Raw genomic sequence first — 19,875 nt, forward strand, 5'->3', positions numbered from 1 at the left:
ACCGGCCCGGCAGGCGACCTGGTCAGCGATGCCGAGACGTCACTCAGCCGGGCCGGTGCGACCGGTCCCGCACGGTGGTATCGGGGTCAAGGCCGATCGTCGAAAGCCTGTCGCTCACACCTGCGGACAGCTCCTGGCCCAGTGAGCCGGCCTTGGTCAGGAGCGCTTCGAAGGCGGCCAGGCGGCGGAAGGCATCGACGTACACCGCCTGTTCCTCCAGCGGTAGTTGGAGTACCTGCAGCCTGCGGATGTCCACGCGTGAAGAGCTGGAGGTGTGGGTGCCTGCCTGACGGCCGTTGGCCGGAGCACGCAGGCAGCCGGCGAGGAAGTGTGCATCGAGCCGCTTGGGGTCGACGCGCAGTGCGTGCAGCTGAGGGCCGAGCGCGATCGGCGGCCCCTGGTGCACCCAGGCTCGGAAGGCACGGACCACTCCGGCGACGACTACATCGCCCTCCTCGGCGATTGAGGCATGCGCACGCGCCTCATCGGCGGCGAGATGGGTGCTGGGGATGCCGTCCATCAAGAGGTCGGGAACGGTGAGCAGCGGTACGGAGTCCTGCGTCGCCGGCCCGGCCTGCGGTGGTTGCTTTCCTGTCCGCAGGGTCAGCACCCCGGCCTTGATCAGGTCAGCCACGGTGGTCTGGGTCTGTGCCGACTCGGTGGCGAACCGGAGCGAGGCCAAGTGCTCGGTCTGAGCCGAGAGTTCGGTGAGCGAGGACTGCAACTCCGCCCACGATGCCTTCAATTCACTGCCGGACGGCTCGGATCCGGACGTGATGTGGCGTCCAGGCGTGACATCCACCTCGTCGTCCAGGAGGTCGAGGAGAGGAACGAGAGCAGCACCTTCAGGCGGAGTACGGTTCGGCTTGCCGAGCGTCTCGAGGGCCGTAAGCACGAAGGAGCTGAGGGCACTCCACTCGGGACCTGCCTCGCGTGTGCCTGGTCTGGCGAAGCTCGTTGCATCGATGAGGAGGGCGTCCTGACCGCCGGGTGCCGCGTCCGCTCCGGATCCGACGGCCCGCAGGATCCACAACTGCAAGGAAACGCTGTGCGGTTGGGCGCTGCCCGGTGGCAAGGCGACTACGGCGCGCAGAGCTCCGGTACGCAACAGAGAGCTGCGGATGCGCCGTCCGGCCTTGCGCGAGGCGACCGCGGGGGGAAGGACCACAACCGCTGCGCCCCCGGGCTTGAGGTGGGCCAGGAGATGCTGCACCCAGGCCAGCTCCGGCTCTGTCCGCGGTGGCAGGCCGTGGGCCCAACGCTGGTCGGTCGCAAGTTCCTCGTATCCCCAGTCCCGTTCGTTGAATGGCGGGTTGCACAGCGCAATGTCGGCCGTCTGCTCGGCGAACGGGTCCTCGCGCAGAGCGTCGGTGGTCTCGATCTGCGTCTGGAGATGGTGCTCGTCCGACAGGAAGCCGAACCTGGCCTGGGCGAGCGCGGCAAGGGCCGGATCCTGCTCGCACGCAAGCACGTTCAAACCCTTGCCCGCCAGTGCTTCGGCGACGGCTGCCGGCAGGTGTCCGGTGCCGCAGGCGGGGTCGAAAACTCGCATCGGGCTGCTGCTCGGGCCTTGCCGGACGAGGAGCGCGGCGCGGGCCATGAGGGTGGCGAGCTGTGGTGGTGTGGTGCTGAGCTGCCGCACGTGCGTCTCCAGCCACCGCTGGAGCAGGAATTCGAAGAATTCTTGGGAGCCTTCGGTCCGACCCAGTTTCGCTGCATCCTTGGCCAGCGCCTGAGCTTCGGGAGACAGGACGCTGCCGGTGGCCGCGCCCCGCGCGCGAGGATCGCGCATGCGCCGGGCTGCCTCGGCAATGGTCAGGCCCGATTCGTCCCGGCTGCCGAGGGTTTCGAAGCGTGGCCACAGCAACTCGCGGCCGGCGACGTCCTTGAGCTTTCCGTTCTCGCGAAGCCACTGCTCGACCTGTGCCAAGGAGAACTGCGGACTGACGTCCGTGCCGCCGATACGCGAGGGGAACGAATCGTGCCTTCGCCGCCAGTTGCTGACGGCGGCGCGTCCCACCCCTGCGATCCGCGAGATCTCGGCGAGGCTGACGGGCACGGCATCGGGCAGGCTCATGGACTTCATCGAGCTCATCGAATCGTCTCCGGTGTGCTGGGCGGGCCGGGGTCGGCCGGCAACCTGGCTCCGCGGTGCCTGCAACAGTACTACGCTCATTGACTCTGTTCACACAGTACTTGTGTGGGCCAAGAGTGTGGCAGGTCCGAGGGCCGACGGATGTGGAAGGACGGACACTATGCAGGGGCTCGTGCCGGGTGATGTGCTGCGTGATCGATATCAGCTCGATGCCGTCCTCGGTACAGGTGCGATGGGACGGGTCTGGGCCGGGCGGGATCTTCATCTGGGCCGGCCGGTGGCGGTCAAGACCATCGCGGCCGAGGTGCTGGCCGTGCCGGAGCATCGTGACGCGGCGCTTGCACGGTTCCGCCGGGAGGCGCGGGCCGCGGCGTGCCTGGACCACTCCAACGTGGCCACCGTGTTCGACGCATCCGTCACTGGTGACATGTGCTGTCTGGTCATGGAGCTGATCGCCGGCACCACGCTGGAGTACCTCTTCGACTATCAGGCCGAGGACCGATTCGACGTGGAGTCGGCCGTCTCGGTCGCGGCACAGCTGTGCTCCGGGCTGTCAGCAGTGCACGGCGCCGGCCTCGTCCACCGTGATCTCAAGCCGCAGAACGTCATGGTCCGCAGGGACGGAGTCGTCAAGATCCTCGACTTCGGCCTCGTCAAGCTGCTCACCGACGCCGATCCGCGACTGACCATGACAGGCGAAGGGGTCGGGAACCTCCTGTGCGCTTCGCCCGAACTGCTCTCGGGGCGCAGCCCATTGGATGGGCGGAGCGACCTCTATGCAGTCGGATGCCTCCTGCACCACATGCTCACCGGCGCTCCCGTCTTCCGTTCCACCAAGCCGGCCGAGCTCGCCTCCAGCCACCTTGGATTCGCTGCTCCGCGCATCAGCGCCACCGGCGTCGACGTGCCAACCGCGCTTGAAGAACTGGTGCTCGCGCTCCTTGAGAAGAGCCCCGACGACCGGCCGGCCTGCGCCGGCGAGGTGTACGAGGCCCTTTCTCCTTTTCTGCCGGCCCCTTGTCCCGCACTGGCCACTTCGGGCGCACGCCCTGAAGATCCGCGCCGCCCGTTCCTGCTGCCACAGGGGCCGAGCCTCCTGTGAGCGATGCGACAATGCTGCTGATCGGGTGCGAAGTGCCGCACCGGACGCGAGGTGTGGCAAGGCTGAGGGGTCGGGCCCGGGGGAGGGCAGGCGATGCGGCGGAGCTTCGGACGGTACGAGTTGGTGCGCGAGCTGGGCCGTGGGGGCATGGGCGTTGTCTGGGAGGCGTACGACCGTGCCGACGACCGGAGTCTGGCCCTGAAGCTCCTGGCGCAACGGCTCGGCGGCGCCGAACTGAGCTCGCTGGAACGTCGGTTCCTGCGCGAGGCGCGGCTCACCGGGCGCCTCACCCATCCGGGCATCCCGGCCGTCCACGACCACGGCGCTCATGAAGGGGAGCTGTTCCTCGCCATGGATCTGGTGGCCGGCGATTCCCTGGACGCGGTGCTGAAGCGCGAGGGCCGCCTGACCGTCGAGGGTGCCGCGGCTGTCGCCGGGGGTGTCGCCGAGGTGCTGGCCTATGCGCACGAACAGGGGGTGGTGCACCGTGACCTCAAGCCCTCCAACCTCATGCTGACCCCGACCGCTCAGGTCAAGGTGCTCGACTTCGGTGTCGCGGCGGCCCTGGAACCGCAACCCGGCGAGACCCGATTCACCTCACCGAACGCCACTCCGGGCACGGTGATCTATATGGCACCCGAGCAGGCCATGGCTGAGACGGTGCCCGCCAGCGATCTCTATTCGCTCGGCTGTGTTCTCTACGAGCTGCTCACCGGCGCCCCGCCCTTCACCGACGGCAGCGTCTTCTACCTGTACCACCAGCATGCGAACGTTCCGGCGCCTCCCATCGGGGACACCCGCGAAGGGGTCCCGTCCGGCTTGCAGGCGCTGGTGGAGAGCTTGTTGGAGAAGCGGCCCGAGGATCGGCCCGCCTCGGCCGCGGAGGTTGCGGCGCGGCTCGCGGAGTGGGCGCCGACGCCGAGTGCGGATCTGCCGCCGGATCCGCGCCTTGCCGAGATCGATGTCCTGCGCCGCGCGGGGCGCCCTGCTCAAGCCCTGGCGGAATACGAGGCGCTCTCGGCCGAGGCCGGAACCGGGCGGGCCGATCTGTTGGCCGCCCGTGCGGGCGCGGCATTGTGCCGGGGTGCGCTGGGTCGTACGCGTGAGGCCCTGGACGGGCTGAGATCTGTTCTCGCTGCGCAGCGCAGTGTGCACAGCCCCGGGGATCCCGTCGTGTTGGACACGCGCTACGAGATCGCGGTCCTGCTCGCGCGTACCGGTGAGCGGCGCGCGGCCGCCGAGGCGCTGCGCCGCCTCGTCGAGGACGAGGGGCGGCGTCTCCCGGCCGGTGATCCGCGTCGTGGACGATCCCGCGCGCTGTTGACTCGGCTGGAACGGATGACGTGAGTGCTGCTCATCACTGGCATTTTGAAATCTATGTTCACGCCCCTGGCTCCGTGTTGGCGTGACGCCGGGGTCCTTTGGTGAGGAAGCAGGACACTTGCCGCGGGTGGTACACAGCAGCAGATAGTGAGGGGAAGCAGGATGACGACCTCAGCGGTCCGAACCGCCGAAGGGCAGGGGGCGGCGGTGCCGCTGCCCGAGGAGGGGCCCTCGTCGAGGTGCGTGGTCAGTCCTGGGTTGTTGCACGGGTCGAGCCGGCGTCCGCGCCGGGCTCGGCCGAGGCGGACCAGGAGTGCGCGGGTGTGACGCTCGTCCATCTCCAGTCCGTGGCCGACGGCCGCTTCGGTGACACGCTCTCCGTCATCTGGGAGGTCGAGCCCGGCCGCCGCGTGCTGCCCGCAGGCTCCGAGCAGCTGGCCTCGCGCGGTGGTGGGGACTTCGGTGAGGCCGTCGAGGCGGTCTCTTCTGAGCAAGCAGAGCACGCAGGGCTAGCAAGGCAAGCAGCCTGACTGTGCAACGGGCTCGTCCGGATCACGTCAAGTGAGCCGGACGAGCCCGTAGTTGCACCTGGTACAGGGCATACAGGGCATACAGGGCATGGCCTGGGTGCCGCCCGCCGACCTCCTTGTGGAGCCCTTGGCCTGCGCACTCCTCTTCATCCGTGACATCGGCTGAGAGACGCCATGCCCGACCACCGGCTCGTGCAGACCGGTGTCATCGGCGGCAAGGGTTCCGAGGGAGGAGCTGGGCGGCTGCGGAGGCGAGTTGTCGGCCCCTCGATGCACGACGAAGGTCTGCCACTTCGCGCACCATCCTTCAGCGCCGATCTGCCATCGCACCGTCAACGGCGAGTCCGGTGCCGACCACCTCGCATGGCTGTGCCTGGTCGACCGGACCGGCAACTCCGATGTGCCGCTGCTGACTTCGCTCGTCGCGGCGGAGGACGGCGGTCCGGCACCATTCTTCCGTGATGTGCGCCGGGCTGTCGGCCCTCGCCGTCCCGATGAGAGAACAGGCGCTGCTCATGGTCTGCGAATGGGAGCGAGAACGGGCTTACGCGGCTACGCGCCGGCGCCCAGCCCGTGCGACCCGTGCCATCTGCGCAGGCCGCCTGCCGAGGCGGCGTGAACTGACGCTGACGGGTGCGGCGTTCCACGTCGGGCGGAACGCCGCACCCCGGCATCAGTCGCCGCGCACGACGTTCAGCGCCACCGTCATCACGAACCAGTCCAGAACTTTGCAGATCTCCTCGCTGTGCTCCGCGAAGACCTCGAGCGGGAAGGACGGGCGCAGCCCCAGCTTCGCCTCGGGCAGATTGATGCCGTCGATCTTGTTGAGGCGGTGCAGGAGTTCGCGGCGCTGCTCGACGTCGTCGAAGGGGCTTCGGTCCTTGAGGTACTGGAAGACGACCTCGACCGTGCCGAGGACCGGGTAGAGGGCCATCGGCCAGATCGGGTTCGGCTTGCTGCTCGTTCCCGCTTCGAGGGTGGGAAAGCAGCTGGTCTCCTCGTGCCTGCCGTGCTCGAGGTGCCCACCCTGCGCCCTCCAGAAGGTGAGCGCTTCCTCGACGCCGGTTACGGTGCTCGGCTGCTGGTGCTGTCGCAGCAGTTCGCGGAATCGCTCTGCGGCTCCCGTGTCCCCGTCGTCGGGCAGCGGGTCGAAGGCGGCATCGGCGTCGGGTACGTCCCGCCCGAGCAGCCGCGCCAGGTCGACGGTCGTCAGCCGATGTGACTCGTGTGCGCGGTCGTACGGGTCGAAGACCACCCCCTCGCTCTTGAGGAGTTCGTGGGGCGTGGGCCTGCCGTCCTCCTCCGGCCAGCGGAAGTCGGGGGACACCTTGCCGTCCGCCATCAGGACCCGGTGCGCGCCGATCGTCGACCGGGCGCCGCCCAGATACCGGCCCACCGGCACGGGATGGCTGCCGATGAGCGCGGCGACGTCGCCGTACGTCGTCCAGGTCCCGGCGGGCATCGCGACGAGGGCGGCTCTCAGGTCCGTCCAGCCGGACCACTCGTCCGTGGCGGCGGTGGGCGCACCGAGCGGTCCTGGCCAGAGCTTCGTCGCACGGTCGGCGAGCCGCTCGGCGCGGGCCAGGATTTCGCGTCTGCCCCAGCGCTCGCAGGCAGCGATCTCCGTGTTCATGCGGAGTGCGCTGGCGTCCAGGATCTGCTGCTTGCGTTCGAACGGGTGGTTCGACAGCTTGGCGTTCTCGCCGGTGAGCGTCAGGTTGCCCAGGGTGTGGACGAGCAGTTCGTGCAGCTCCTGTGAGGACTGCTCCTCCTCGGTTTCCTCGGCGAGCAGATCGAGCCAGGCGCGCGGAGGACGTTGCGGCAGGACGTGCTCCACGCTCAGCGCCGCCTTGTCGAAGTCGACGGGCTCGCTGGAGCCATAACTCTCCTCGAGGCGACGCAGGATGAAACTGCGCTGGAGCGGACGGCCGCTCCAGTAGAAGCGCTTGGTCCGGATCGCCTCTCTCAGCTCGTCGTCGCTGGGCCACCTGCGCCGAGGCGACGACAGGAATCGACGTACCGCCTCCGGTGCCGGCCGGTCGGGCTCCAGGTCCTTGGGGGCGTCCATGAAGATCCGGTTCAGGCCGTTCGTCGGCGCCTGGCAGATCAGGCGACGTACGAGATACGACTCGACGTAAGCCAGTGCCTGTGCCGCCTCCTCCGGGCTCGTCCGGCCGGCCTCGACCTGGTCGAGGAGGTGAAGCGCCAGTGGGTAGTGGGTCTGTCCGCCCCAGGCCGACAGACGCTCGAGGACTTCCCGCAGGGAGCGGACGAGACGCGGTCGGGCTCCACGATGTGCATCAACCGCCGTCCCCGCTCGGCGAGTTGAGCCACCTCCTGCTGCAGGGCGTTCTCGTCGCCCGCCAGGGGCTGGAGCCGCTTCTGCTGCTCCCGATAGATCTCGCTCTGCTTCGTCTTGTGGTGGCCGCGGAGGATGAGGTCGAGCCAGACCAGGAGCTCGAGGCGCTTCGGGCCGAGGCTCTGCTGCATCGGAAGCCACAACTCCCGGTACACCCGCTCGCCGCGCTGGGGCAGCAGCATGAACACGTAGTTGCGCAGCAGGTCACTCTGACTCAGGCCGACGCCCGTGTTGTTGATCGACTCGAAGATCCGGTACACGTTGTCGCCGGACTCGGCGGTGATCTCGACGATCGACAGCAGATCCTTTAGTACCGTCTCGACGGTTGCCGTCCACCCATCGCCGACCGCTTCTGCGCCCTCTGCCAGAACTCCGCGGAAATATCGATACGCCGTACCGATATTGTCGCCGCCGCCGGCTTCGGCGCGGTACTGCACGCAGGCCGTGTAGGCGGTGCGGTCGGCCTGAGTCGGCAGCAGACGGTAGTGGTCGAGACCCTCATGGAACTCGTTCACCAGGATCTGGCGGTGGATCCGGTCGGCACCCCGCAGGTCACCGGCCTCTTTGAGGTGGTGGCTGAGGGCGGTGAAAGCCAGCATCAGTGTGGTCAGGCGCTGCTGCCCGTCCACCACGAGCCAGCGCTGTACGCCGCCGGCCTGGATCTGCCCCGGGGCCAGCACGACGGAGCCGAGGAAATGCGGCGCCGAGCTGTTCCCGGATGCCTGCTGCTCGACGAGTTCGAGCACGTCCTCCCACAATCGCTCCAGCTGCTCGCGTCCCCAGCTGTACGTCCGCTGGTAGAGCGGCACTTGGAACTGCTTGTCGCCTTGGACGAGCTTGAGGAAGCTGATCTCCTGAGCGCGCATGCGCGTTTCCTCCCCCACCGGTCACACCGGTCGGCCGGCCGGTCCGACGCGCCTTGATGTGAGCGGCTACATTCGCTCCACCGTAGCGTGAACTAGGTCAACATGCTGCCGCGATCGTCGGCTGGCCGGAATTCCTGCCTGCGTGATGCGTAGCCTCCGCCTGCTGCTACGCTCGGCTTGTGTGCTCAGTTCACACACTTCGTTTGTGGCCACCCAGTGGCCTTCAGGTATCGGTGGGGTGGCGCGTATGGGGCGAGTGGGGAACGGCACGGACAGCGGAGTGCAGCCGGTCGACTCCGATTTCGTGTACGAGGACGGTCTGGCTGTCCGCGTGGGGGAGGTCCTCCCGTACGAACCCGCCGACCCCGGGAGCGTCGAATTCGCGCGTAAAGGCGACGACCTCATCCGGTGCACGCTGTACCTGGACAACGGCACCGACACGGCCCTTGACCTCGACGGGATCGAACTCCTGGTGCGGGGAGGGCCGTACGGGAAGACGGCGCGGCAGATCGAGGACAGCGCCGGCAGCCCGCTCGACGAACACCTCGAAGGGCTGCTGCGCCCCGGCCGTCGTGTCGCCGTGACTTGGGGGTACAGCATCCCTGCGGGTTCGGCCGGCGAGTTGGACCTCGAAGTCACCTTCCGGTACCAGGACGAGCGTGAGAGCGTCACTTTCACGACGGCGGGACTGCCTGCCGCGGCGCCGGTACCGCGCTCACCCGCGGCCGATCAACTGCCCGACCAGGAAGCCCTGTTCGGCGACCAGCAGGCGTCGTTGTTCGCCGGTGACGAGGACCCGGCGCCCGCCGCACCCGTTTCCGTACTCTCCCGCGACCTTGATGCGGCACGCGTACGGCAGATCTTCCGGTTCCTCGCCGAGGCCGAGGAGTCGAAGGCGCGGCCCGTGCGCACGCTCGACAACGCGGCCGGCGTCGTCTGGTTCGACGAACTCCCCGACGGGCCCGGCGTCGACGTGATGCTGGACGGACGGCTGGGCAGCGACGAACCGGCCTGGTTCACGGTGGCCCGCCCCGACCGGCCCGACGTCCCGCACCCGGCCGACCTGCTGGCCCCCTGGATCGACGCCGCGCGCATCCGGGACTTCAAACAGACGCGAGCACCGCACCTGCGCCGCCGGATCGAGCCCCAGTTCCCCGACTGGAGCGAGGGGATCCCGCTGGACAAGACGTACCACGAGCTCGACGAGCACCCGAAGCGCGAGAAGATCGAGAAGCTGTACGCGGCCTGGGAGCAGGACTGGCTCTCCTGGGCCGAGCGGCGCCGCGCCGTGGAACCGCTCGTCAAGCTGTACGACCGGCTGCACAAGATGCACGAGGACGCCGCGAACCTCGGCGAGGCCTACGAGCTGGTGCTCGGATTCGGGCGGCTCACATGGGAGACACCGTCCGGGCAGCGCGTGGAGCGTCATCTCGTGACGCACCGGGCCACCATCCAGCTGGACGCGGCCACCGGGACGCTGACTGTGGCACCCGACCCGACCGGTGTCGGACTCGAACTCGAAGAGGGCATGCTCGAAGGTGCCCAGCATGTCCCCGGCCCGGTGCGGGAGCACATCGTCGAGGAGCTCGAGGGCGCGGTGGACGCCACCGATCCCGACCACCTCGACGCCCTGCACACCGCCCTGCGCAGCTGGGTCAACGCGGCACACAGTGCGGGTGCTTATCTGCCGACGGTGGAGCGCTCCCGGCCCCGCACGCTCGATGTGCCGCAGGTGGGCTTCACCCCCGCCCTCGTGCTGCGGGAACGCGGCCGGCGGTCCACGACGGACGCGCTCAAGGCGATCGCCCGCCAGATCGACAACGGAACGCCGCCCACCGAGCTGCTCAGCTACGTGGCAGGCCGGGACGGCGCTCTGACGGCGGCCGACCTGGCGGCAGACGAGGACGGCGAGGGGACACAAGAACGCGAGACGTACTTCGCGCTCCCCGCCAACGAGGAACAGCGGACCATCGCGGAACGGCTTCGGTCCAACCGCCTCGTCGTGGTGCAAGGTCCACCCGGCACCGGGAAGACGCACACGATCGCCAACCTCGTCACCGACCTGCTGGCCCAGGGCAAACGCGTACTCATTACGAGCCACACCCCGCGCGCCCTGCGCGTGCTTCGGGACAAACTCCCGGATTCCATCCGGGACTTGTGCGTCAGCCGGACCGAGGACGGTGCGGCCGCACGGCGTGAGCTGGAGGCCTCGGTCCAGCGGATCCTCAGCGAATACGCGGGCTACGATCCCAAGGCGGCACGGCGCGATATTCGTTCGCTGCAGACACGGCTCGCCACCGCTCGCGCCGCTCAGCAGGCCATGCTCCGTGACCTCGCCGTGCTGCGTGAACAGGAGACCGTACGCTTCGAAGCCGAGATCGGTGACTACAGCGGCAGTCTCCAGGAGATCGCCGGGCGACTCACCCGGGAAGCGGACTCGTACCGATGGATCGGGCCTGTGCCGCAGGAACAGCCCGCGCTGACCGCCGAGGACGCGCTGGCCCTCCTGCACACCACCCGCTGCTACACCTCCCACCACCAGGCGCTCGCCGCGGACGTCCCGGGCCCTGCGGAGCTGCCGGCACCCGGGGACGTCGACGAGGCTGTCGCCGTGGTCCAGGCCGCCGAGCAGGCCCATGCGGACGTACGGCAGGACCCGCTCAGCGCCCGGTACGACGCCGCTGTCCGCTCCCTCGACGAGTCGCAGCAGCAGACCCTCGCCGCCCGCCTCGACACCTTCGCGGCTGCACGGGCAAGGGCCACCCAACTCGCCGCGGCGACCGGGCCATGGGCCGAAGCTCTGCTCAGCGAGGTGGCCGCGGGGCACGACTGGCAGGCACGCAGCCGCCACACCGCCGTCACCGAGGCACTCACCTCCGCAGAGGTGTGCCTGAACACCCTCGGCACCGCCATGGTCAGCGGCCTCGACCAATTCGCCCCCGACACCGCGTTGGCCCAGGCGACGACCCTGCACGACGGACTCGCCCAGGGCCAGAAGCTGAAGGGGCCACTCGGCCTGCGTTCCAAACTGGCCAAAGCAGTAGGAGAGTTCGCCGAGGCGGTACGCGTCGACGGACGCGCACCCGAGGACGCAGCCACCGCGGCCATCGTCCTCGCCCGCGTCCAGCTTGAACTGAGACTGGCCCAGGTCGAGACCGAGTGGGGCACCGCCGCGGGCGCCTGGCAGGGCCATGGCCCGCGCCTGGCCCGGCTGCGCCAGGACATCGAAACACTCCATACCCTGCTCGCCGTGGTTGCCGCACGTACCGATGTGGTCACCGCCGCGGCCACTGTGCCGGAGCTGACGAACGCCGTCTGGCACGACGCTCCCGTCGAGCAAGCCGTCCGGGCGCTGCTGCGCGCGGCGACCACGCTGCGGGCCGCCGAGCGATCACGCCGCATGCTCGGGGAAACGGAAGAGCTGCTGCGAGCCTGGAGCGAGCGCCCCGATGTCTCACCCGCCGTGGCCCGCGCCCTCGACAGCGTGCGTACGCAGGACTGCGAGGGCTACCGCGAATTCACGCAGGAGATCGCGGAAGTGCGCGAGGCTGCCCGGCTGCGCGCAGAACAGGACGCGGCGCACCGGCGCGTCAGGGAAGCGTTCCCCGCACTGGCCGAGCCGATCACCGCGCACCCCGAGGACCAGCGCTGGGACACCCGACTGCCGCAGCTGACCGAGGCTTGGGCCTGGGCCGCCTGGCGGGACCGCATGGAACGGCTCACCGACCCGGATGCGGAGCGTGCGCTGCGCCGACAGCTGACCGAGGCGGACGACGAGGCGCGCATCCTGCTGTCACGGCTCGCCGCCGCGCGCGCCTGGCACCGCTGCCTGGGACTCCTCACGGGGGATCAGTCCCGCGCACTGAGCGCCTACCAGCAGGCCTCGCGCCGCATCAAGGGCAAGTACCAGCACCGCTACCGGCGTGACGCGCAGGCCGCCCTGAGCAAGGCACAGACCGCCGTGCCCGCCTGGATCATGCCGCTGCACCAGGTCGCAGAGACCGTGCCCATGGACCGGCCCGGCATGTTCGACGTCGTCATCGTCGACGAGGCGAGCCAGTCTGGCCTGGAGGCCATGCTGCTGAGCTGGCTGGCCGACCGCATGGTCGTCGTCGGCGACAGCAAGCAGGTCAGCCCCTCCAACGTGGGACTCAAACAGGACGAGTACTTCCACCTCAGGGACCGGCTCCTGACCGCCCTCGAACCGGACGTACGCAGCCTGTTCGGCCCCGAGTCGAGCTTCTTCGATCTGACCGAGGCGCTGTCCTCGGGCCGCGGCACGCTCATGCTGAAGGAGCACTTCCGGTGCATGCCGGAGATCATTTCCTTCTCCAACGAGCTGTGCTATGGCGGCCGCTTGCAGCCGTTGCGCCAGTACGGCTCCGACCGGCTGCCGCCGGTTCGCACGGTGCATGTCGAGAACGGCACGGCGGTGGGATCGGCCGCTCGCCTGGTCAATGCCGCCGAGGCCGAGGCTCTCGTCGACGCCGTCGTGCGCTCCTGCGCCGACCCCGCGTACGAGAAGAAGACCATGGGCATCATCAGCCTCCGGTCCAGCAAGGGGCATGTGGCACACCTGGAGAACCTGCTCGCCGAACGCCTCGACTACGAGCAGCGCGAGGCGCGTCGTATCCGTGTGGGCGACGCCGAGGACTTCCAGGGCGACGAGCGGCACGTCATGTTCATCTCCTGCATCAACTCGGCCACGACGGCCGCAGGCACCGTGCCCGGAGGGTTCAACGGCAAGATGTACGAACAGCGACTCAACGTCGCTGCCTCGCGTGCCCAGGACCAGGTGTGGGTGTTCCACAGCGCGCCCACCGAACAGTTCCACGAGAACGATCTGCGCAGGGACTGGCTCGACCACCTCACTCGGCCCGCGGAGGAGGACACCGTCGCGGTCGTGGGCGAGGTGCTCCCGGACGTGCGGCACGAGGCGTTCGACAGTCTGTTCCAGCAGCAGGTCTACCTGGAACTGATCGCGCGCGATTACCGGGTGCGGCCCGGCTACCGGGTCGGGCGGCACGCGATCGATCTTGTCGTCGAAGGCGGGACCCGGCGGCTGGCCGTGGCGTGCGACGGTGACGTGTTCGCAGAGGGCGACGACGCCGCGCGGGCTGCAGCCCGGCAGCGCGATCTGGAACGCGTCGACTGGACGTTCGTGCGCATCCGGGGAAGCCGGTTCCACCTGGACCGTGAGCAGGCCCTCGCCCCACTCTGGGCGGAGCTGGAGCGGCTCGGTATCGAGCCGGTTCACGTGTCGGCAGCGGTCCGAACGCCGGACGAGGGGGCAGCGGAGCCCATGCCCGCTGCTGACCCGGCAGGCCGGGAACCTGCTGCTCAGGAAGCTGTGTCCCAGGTGGGTGGCGCCTCGGCAGTCGAGGAAGCCGCACCGGCGGCGACCCCCGAACCGGAAGCCGAGCAGAGGACTGCCGCAGGCGTCCCGCAACGAGGTGAGCGGCGATCGCTTCCTGTCCAGGCGATTCCGCCGGCCGCCTTCCAGCGACTGGTCGGTGAGATGCAGGCCTTGCAGGCAGCGCTCGACGCGCCGGTCGGGACACCCTCCGATGTGGACGCGGCCAACCTGGTCTTCTGGCGCCGGTCACAGGCGGACCAACGGGACCGGCGCACCCAGCGCCTCGGCTTCCTGCGGTCGTTCCTGGACGCCGTCAGGGTCGACACCGGCGTGGCACCAGAGGCGAACGTGGTGATCCCGGGAGCGCTGTTCACCCTCGAATTCGACGGCCGACAGGGGTCCGGCACGCTCTGCACCATCGCCGAACTCCCAAGTGACGAGGCGGAGATGGTCTCGCCTTCGTCGCCGCTGGGCCGGGCATTGCTGTGGCAGCCCACAGGACGAGAGGTCCCGTACGAGACGTCCCAGGGAGCGGCGCGTACGGTCGTGGTGCGAGAGATCCGGTTCTGACGGATCGACAACGGCCGGGGTCTCATCACGGATGTGATGACACCCCGGCCCGTTGCTGTCAGCCGAGCACCACATCCAGCAGGGGACTGCGCTCACCGTGCCAGGACACGGCGAGTGCGTCGCGCGCTCGCGTACATGCGACGAACAACAGACAGTGTTCGGCCAGAAGATCGGTCTGGTGCTGGATCGGGTCCACCTCCGCCGGCGTCACCTGTGGTGCGAAGGGCAGCACGCTCGACGTCACCCCGACGACGGCGACACATCGGAATTCGAGACCCTTCATGCTGTGCATGGTGGCCACCCGTACACCGGCCACGTCCGGGCCAGGGTCGTCCTTGACCGCCACGGCCGGGACGCCCTCGCGGCGCAACCGTGAGATGACCGAGTCGACCAGCGTGTTGAATCGGGCGCACACGGCTACTTCGGAGGGGGCCACGCCGTCCTGCTCGATCCAAGTACGGATCTGTTCCACGAGCGCGCGCAATTCGTCGAGTTGGCTGTCGTAGCCGTTCACCGAGGGGGAGCGGCCGTGCAGTTCGGAGCGGTAGCCGTGCAGCGAATCCAGGCCGCCGTCCTCCTCGTCGTCCTCGCCAAGGCGCCGCACCTCGCGGCTTTCCATGAGGTTTGAGGACCAGCGCAGGATCTCTTCGGTGCTGCGGTAGTTGAGTCGCAGCCGAGCACTGCGGCCACGGACCGGAATACCGAGAGAGGTGAGGGAGACCCGCGAGTCGTAGATCCGCTGATGCGGATCGCCGACGAGGAACAGATCGTCCGGCCCCGCGGCCACGCACGCACGCAATACCCGCCACTGAGCCGGATGGAGGTCCTGTGCCTCGTCGACGACGACATGGCGGTAGCGCGGACCTGACCGTCCAAGGAACTGCGCTGCCTGGTCGCAGAGTTGGGTGTATGTCGCGGCGTCACGCGAGGAGAGGTCCGCGGTGAATCGCTCCATCACCCGCCACAACCGTGCCCGCTGAACACGTCCGACCGGCGTGCCACGCCCGCGGCGCACACAGCGCAGATACTCCTCCGGGGTGCGCAGTCCTTGCGCCAGCACGACGTTGCGGAACTCCTGCGAGAGGAACTTCTCCGACCACGAGTTGTCCTCGCGGGCCATGGCACGGGTCCAGGCGCTTTTCTCGCCCGCCGCACTCAGCGGCTTGGGCGAGCTGCCGCGTGCCTCGCGGATCACCCGGGCCGCCAGCGAGTCCACGGTGGTGACATCGACCCGGTCCAGCAGGTGGGCATCGGCGTCACCGAGCAGCAGGGCGAGACTGTCCCGCAGGGCGGCCGCCATCGTGTTCGTGAACGTGGTCAGCAGCACGCGGTCCTCGGGGGCTCCGCCGAGCAGCAGGTGCCTGACCCGATGGAGGGCGACCACGGTCTTCCCGGTCCCGGGGCCGCCCGTGACCTGTGCCGGCCCGAAGAAGCCCGGATGGTAGGCGTAGCGGCGTTGGGCCGGGTGAAGAAAGACGCGCCAACGGGCGATGTCTGCGGTGAGGATGCGTTCCAGTTCGTCGGGCCCCGTGACCTCCACCATGCGGTCGGGCGTATTGAGGACAGCCTCGGACAGGGTCGGCGTAGGCCTGTCCTCCGCAGTGCGTACGGTCTGTCCGCGAGGAGCGATCAGCTGCTCCCACACGTCCTCGACAGACTCGCCCTGGGTCAGAAACCAGAGCACTTCGTACTGGTCGGCGGGCATCATCGGCGGTGCCATGACTGCCAGGTCGTCGGACGTGACACAGACTCGGGCGAGCCGGAGGACCTGGTCGTCGATGCCGAGGTCACGCAGGACCCTGTCGGAGTGCTCGGCGAAGAGCCGTGCCGGAGCAGTGATGGCCTTCGTCTCGAAGTACGTCTCCATCTGCTCCAGGGCCTCGACGTTGCGCACTTCGAGGCCGCCGGTCGCGCTGTTGACCGAGTAGGCCCGCCTGCAGGCCCAGTTGATGGCTTCGTCGTGCGGCGCGACGCGCAGCAGCGTGAACAGTCCGCTGCCGTCGTCAGGGGCGAGCAGTACGCCCCGGTAGAACTTGGTTATGCGGATGGTGCGGATACGGGGGTCACGCGCCCGCTCGAGCTTCTCCAAGTGCATGCCTTTGCTGGCATGGAGTTGAGGGACCGTGAGGGACCGGAATCGCTGGATGGCATCGTTGACCTCTTTTTGTACGGGTCTTTGAAGCGCGATGAGATCCGTCACGAAGTCGTCGGAGAGGGCGAGTCGGGGCATGGCGTCCTCGGAGTGAGGTGGAGAGAGCGGTCGGCGTACAGCCTAGGGACAGGCCGGGGAAGAGCCTCAAGCACGGTGCAATCGTTGTGTGAACTCAGTCAACGGTCTATATTCTATGCTCAGCTTCCGGCTTCACGCTCGTATCCCACGGAACTGTCCGAAAGGACCTCTGCATGCCCGGCTCAGGCCCCTGTCCCGCACCCTCTCGACGAGGTTCCCCAGACATTCCGCCCTGCAGACTCGTACGACGTCCGGGAGGGACTTCGTCGGGTACATCCGTCGCGACCTGCTGGGCCCCTGGGACGGCGAGAGCGAGACGCTGACCAGCGGCTCCTCGGGCCCGCGGGATCGCTACTGACTCGGGGGACGAGCAGGAAGGAGAGGACACCGGGCTCCAGGAGCGGCTCACACCACAGGCCGTGGGGCACATCTGGGCGTCCTCGATGGGCTTGTCCTGCTCGGTTCCCGCCTCCGTCGGCACACTCAGCGCCACGGTCCGCTGGGGCCGCTATACCCAGAGCGAGGTGGCCACCGACGGTGGCACGACGCGCAGGGCATGGTCGCGTGAGCAGATCAAGCGCCCAGTCGATATCGATGTGGCCGGTGAGCAGGACCGGACCGTTTCGCTCGACGGGAAAGGGGTGGTCCTCGATGTGCGGGTACGGCACCATGCGGGGCACACCGACGCCGAAGACCTGCGCATCGTCGAGTTGACCCTCGTCAACAGACAGCCGGACAGCCGTGAAGCCCGCGACGGTCATTGGCTCTTTCAGACGTCGATCGAGGTCACCGCCTTCCCCGACGACCAGGCTGCGGTGTTCGCGCCGGTCGACGACCCCCTCGACCCCGCCAACTCGGGCAACGCCCCCGAGGACGCCGAAGAACGTCGCCTCAGGCTTCTCTACCGCGCCACTCTCAGCCACGCCAAGGGCCGCAACGTAGCCGTGCACGCCAAGGTGCGGGCCGGTGAACGCAATGCGTACCGGCCGACCACCGAGTGGCTCCCGACATCTCGGGCCAAGGACCTTGCCGGTCTATTGGCGCGGCATCTCGGTCGCGAACGGGCACTGAGTGAACTGACGACAGCGGCGGTCCGCGACCCCATAGAGCGGTTGTACACCGCGATGGCGACGGACGGAGTGCCCTTCGGTGAGGCTGCAGCCTACGTGCGCGGATATGCCGCCGCGGCCCAGGATGCCCGGGACGCAGTCCAGGTCCGCACGGTCTGGGGCGGTCCCGCAACGCCGGCTGTTCCAGTGCGGGCCACGGCTCAGGTGCTCACCGAGGTCATAGCCGAGGCTCAGTTCGAGCTCCTGGCGATGACCTACGCTGCCCGCGCCTACCCCGCCCTCACGGAGGCGCTGGCGCTGGCTGTCCGGCGGGGTGTGAGCGTGGGCATCGTGGTCGAGACGCTGGCAGGGGCACGAGGCCTGCTGGCCGGTGACGAGCCCGGCGCCGCCTTCGCCGGGGTTTCGGGCGTACGACTGTGGCACTGGGCGCGTCCTGAGGGGGAAGGCCGGGCATCGCGCCAGCACGCAAAGCTGGCCGTCGCCGACCGGCAATTGCTCTTCCTGGGCAGCGCCAACCTGACGGAGTCGGCGGCACGACGCAACATCGAGGCCGGTGTGCTGGTCCGGGGCGGCCCTGCACCGAAGCGTGCGGCCGAGCACATCGAGGAGCTGCAGCGGCAGGGCGTTCTACGGCCTTGGGGAGGCTGAATACAGCAGCCTGGCACCTACGGGTGACCATCCACTGGGGCTGCGAGAGGGAGGGGCGTAACCCGACGGATACAGTTCGAGATAGGGACCAACGGCACCGACCACCCACGGGGGTACAGGACATGGCACTCTTCGGCAACGCGCACACCGTCGACCCGGGCAAGGCGCAGCAGGAGTACGCGCGGCTCTTCGGGCACGGTGAGCAGGTCTACGCGGCCTACGTGTTGATCCGCGACACGATCCTCTTCACCGACCGGCGGCTCGTGCTCATAGACAAGCAGGGGATCACCGGCAAGAAGGTCGAGTACCACTCCGTGCCGTACAAGAGCATCACGCGGTTCGCCGTCGAGACGGCCGGGCACTTCGACCTGGACGCGGAGTTGAAGATCTGGGTGTCGGGGGAGTCGGCGCCGATCGAGAAGACCTTCACCAAGGGTGTGAACATCTACGAAGTGCAGGCGATTCTGACGCAGTTCGTGGCTCGCTAGCCGGCCCGGCAAGCGTATCGCGAGTTAGGCTTTGCGAGTTAGGTTTACCTAACTTGCGCGGCCGGTCCTGCGTCGGCCGGGCTTCGTCCAGGGACTACAGGGACTAAAGGGGGATCACTGTGACTCACGACGACGTACGCAAGCCGGAGGGCGCCGACCGGGAGCTGATCGTGCAGCACGTGTTCGGCACGATGGCCGCCCAGACGCTGCGCGCCGCGACCGAGCTCCGGGTCGTCGAACTCATCGGCGACCAGGGGCGCTCGGCGGCCGAGGTGGCGGCGGAGGCGGGGACCGGGCACCAGGGCATGACGCGGCTGCTGCGTGCCCTGGCCGGGCTCGGGATACTCGTCGAACGGGAGCCGGACGTGTTCGCGGCGACACCCGTCGGCCTGCTCCTCGACGCGCGCCGCCCCGACTCCCTCGCGTCCATGGTGCGGATGTTCACGGACCCGGTGATGTACCGCGCCTGGGAGCACCTCGGGGACAGCGTGCGCACCGGGGACGTCGCCTTCGACGCCGTGTTCGGGCAGGACTTCTTCGGCCATCTCAAGGAACACCCGGAACTGTCCGCCGAGTTCAACGCCGCGATGAGCCAGGGCACTTCAGGAACGGCGGCCGTGCTGCCGGAGGCGTACGACTTCGGCCGGTTCTCGACCGTCGCCGACGTCGGTGGCGGGGACGGCACGCTCCTCGCGCCCGTGCTCGCCGCGCACCCGGAGCTGCGCGGCATGCTGCTCGACACGGCGGAGGGCCTGGCGCAGGCGCCGGGGACGCTGGCCCGGCACGGGGTCGCCGAACGGTGCGCGCTGGTCGTCACGGACTTCTTCCGGGAGGTACCGGCGGGCGCCGACCTGTACCTCATCAAGAGCGTGCTGCACGACTGGTCCGACGACCAGGCGGTGACGATCCTGCGGCACATCCGCTCCGTGCTGCCGTACGAGGGCCGGGTGCTCGTCGTGGAGCCCGTGCTGCCCGAGGTGGTCGAGCCGCAGGGGCAGGGGCGGATCTATCTCTCCGACCTCAACATGCTGGTGAACGTGGGCGGTCGGGAGCGCACCCGGGCCGAGTTCGCGGAGCTGTGCGGGCGGGCCGGGCTGTCCCTGACGAGCGTCACCGCGCTGGCTCCGCCCAATCCGTTCTGCCTGATCGAGGCCGAGCCGGTCTGAGTCCAGAGCCGAGGCCGGGTAGCTGAGCCGGGCTGGGGTGGTCGGGCGTCGCCGAACCGGGCGCCCGAACCG

Annotated in this window: 9 protein-coding genes and 1 pseudogene; 7 read left to right on the top strand and 3 right to left on the bottom strand. The window is 68.9% G+C overall.

The features are described from left to right. Nucleotides 1-43: 43 nt before the first annotated feature. Entirely contained in the window at nt 44-2,077 is a 2,034-nt protein-coding gene (locus QIT00_RS18985) for an N-6 DNA methylase (RefSeq protein WP_282536602.1), read from the bottom strand. Nucleotides 2,078-2,255: 178 nt separating this feature from the next. Here QIT00_RS18985 and QIT00_RS18990 point away from each other — a divergent pair, with 178 nt between their 5' ends. The 3 genes from QIT00_RS18990 to QIT00_RS19000 all read left to right on the top strand — a co-directional run bounded on the left by QIT00_RS18990 (nt 2,256) and on the right by QIT00_RS19000 (nt 5,050). Further along, entirely contained in the window at nt 2,256-3,197 is a 942-nt protein-coding gene (locus tag QIT00_RS18990) for a serine/threonine-protein kinase (protein WP_282536489.1), read from the top strand. Between the two features lie 93 nt (nt 3,198-3,290). Continuing rightward, nucleotides 3,291-4,544, top strand: coding sequence for a serine/threonine-protein kinase (locus tag QIT00_RS18995; RefSeq protein ID WP_282536490.1), 1,254 nt, complete (start codon nt 3,291-3,293; stop codon nt 4,542-4,544). A 215-nt stretch (nt 4,545-4,759) separates the two neighbouring features. Further along, nucleotides 4,760-5,050 carry a hypothetical protein gene (locus tag QIT00_RS19000; protein ID WP_282536491.1) on the top strand — a complete coding sequence of 97 codons (291 nt, stop codon included), beginning with the start codon at nt 4,760-4,762 and terminating at the stop codon, nt 5,048-5,050. Between the two features lie 673 nt (nt 5,051-5,723). On the opposite strand, the pseudogene QIT00_RS19005 reads toward QIT00_RS19000, so the two are convergent. Next, nucleotides 5,724-8,275: pseudogene (locus tag QIT00_RS19005) on the bottom strand (GmrSD restriction endonuclease domain-containing protein). A 247-nt stretch (nt 8,276-8,522) separates the two neighbouring features. Here QIT00_RS19005 and QIT00_RS19010 point away from each other — a divergent pair. Continuing rightward, entirely contained in the window at nt 8,523-14,201 is a 5,679-nt protein-coding gene (locus tag QIT00_RS19010) for an AAA domain-containing protein (protein ID WP_282536492.1), read from the top strand. 58 nt (nt 14,202-14,259) lie between these two features. Here the strand turns inward: QIT00_RS19010 and QIT00_RS19015 are convergent, their stop codons facing one another. Then, a complete protein-coding gene (locus QIT00_RS19015) occupies nt 14,260-16,431 on the bottom strand; it encodes a UvrD-helicase domain-containing protein (RefSeq protein ID WP_282536493.1) in 2,172 nt (723 codons plus the stop codon). A 524-nt stretch (nt 16,432-16,955) separates the two neighbouring features. On the opposite strand from QIT00_RS19015, the gene drmC reads away from it, so the two are divergent. The 3 genes from drmC to QIT00_RS19030 all read left to right on the top strand — a co-directional run bounded on the left by drmC (nt 16,956) and on the right by QIT00_RS19030 (nt 19,803). Continuing rightward, nucleotides 16,956-18,149: a DISARM system phospholipase D-like protein DrmC gene (gene drmC, locus QIT00_RS19020; RefSeq protein ID WP_282536494.1), complete on the top strand. Its 1,194-nt coding sequence runs from the start codon at nt 16,956-16,958 to the stop codon at nt 18,147-18,149. A gap of 122 nt (nt 18,150-18,271) precedes the next feature. Continuing rightward, the gene (locus QIT00_RS19025; protein WP_161697346.1) at nt 18,272-18,637 is read left to right on the top strand and encodes a PH domain-containing protein; all 366 of its coding nucleotides are present in this window, start codon (nt 18,272-18,274) and stop codon (nt 18,635-18,637) included. Between the two features lie 119 nt (nt 18,638-18,756). Continuing rightward, on the top strand, nt 18,757-19,803 hold the full coding sequence (locus QIT00_RS19030) for a methyltransferase (RefSeq protein ID WP_282536495.1): 1,047 nt from the start codon (nt 18,757-18,759) through the stop codon (nt 19,801-19,803). Nucleotides 19,804-19,875 lie beyond the last annotated feature (72 nt).

It is taken from the genome of Streptomyces luteolus, from assembly GCF_029968015.1.
GTDB lineage: Bacteria > Actinomycetota > Actinomycetes > Streptomycetales > Streptomycetaceae > Streptomyces > Streptomyces luteolus.

Excerpts from the sequence above, each read along its gene's own strand:
- QIT00_RS18985 (WP_282536602.1), bottom strand. The coding sequence starts at position 2,077 with ATGAGCCTGCCCGATGCCGTGCCCGTCAGCCTCGCCGAGATCTCGCGG.
- QIT00_RS18990 (WP_282536489.1), top strand. The coding sequence starts at position 2,256 with ATGCAGGGGCTCGTGCCGGGTGATGTGCTGCGTGATCGATATCAGCTC.
- QIT00_RS18995 (WP_282536490.1), top strand. The coding sequence starts at position 3,291 with ATGCGGCGGAGCTTCGGACGGTACGAGTTGGTGCGCGAGCTGGGCCGT.
- QIT00_RS19010 (WP_282536492.1), top strand. The coding sequence starts at position 8,523 with ATGGGGCGAGTGGGGAACGGCACGGACAGCGGAGTGCAGCCGGTCGAC.
- QIT00_RS19015 (WP_282536493.1), bottom strand. The coding sequence starts at position 16,431 with ATGCCCCGACTCGCCCTCTCCGACGACTTCGTGACGGATCTCATCGCG.
- QIT00_RS19025 (WP_161697346.1), top strand. The coding sequence starts at position 18,272 with ATGGCACTCTTCGGCAACGCGCACACCGTCGACCCGGGCAAGGCGCAG.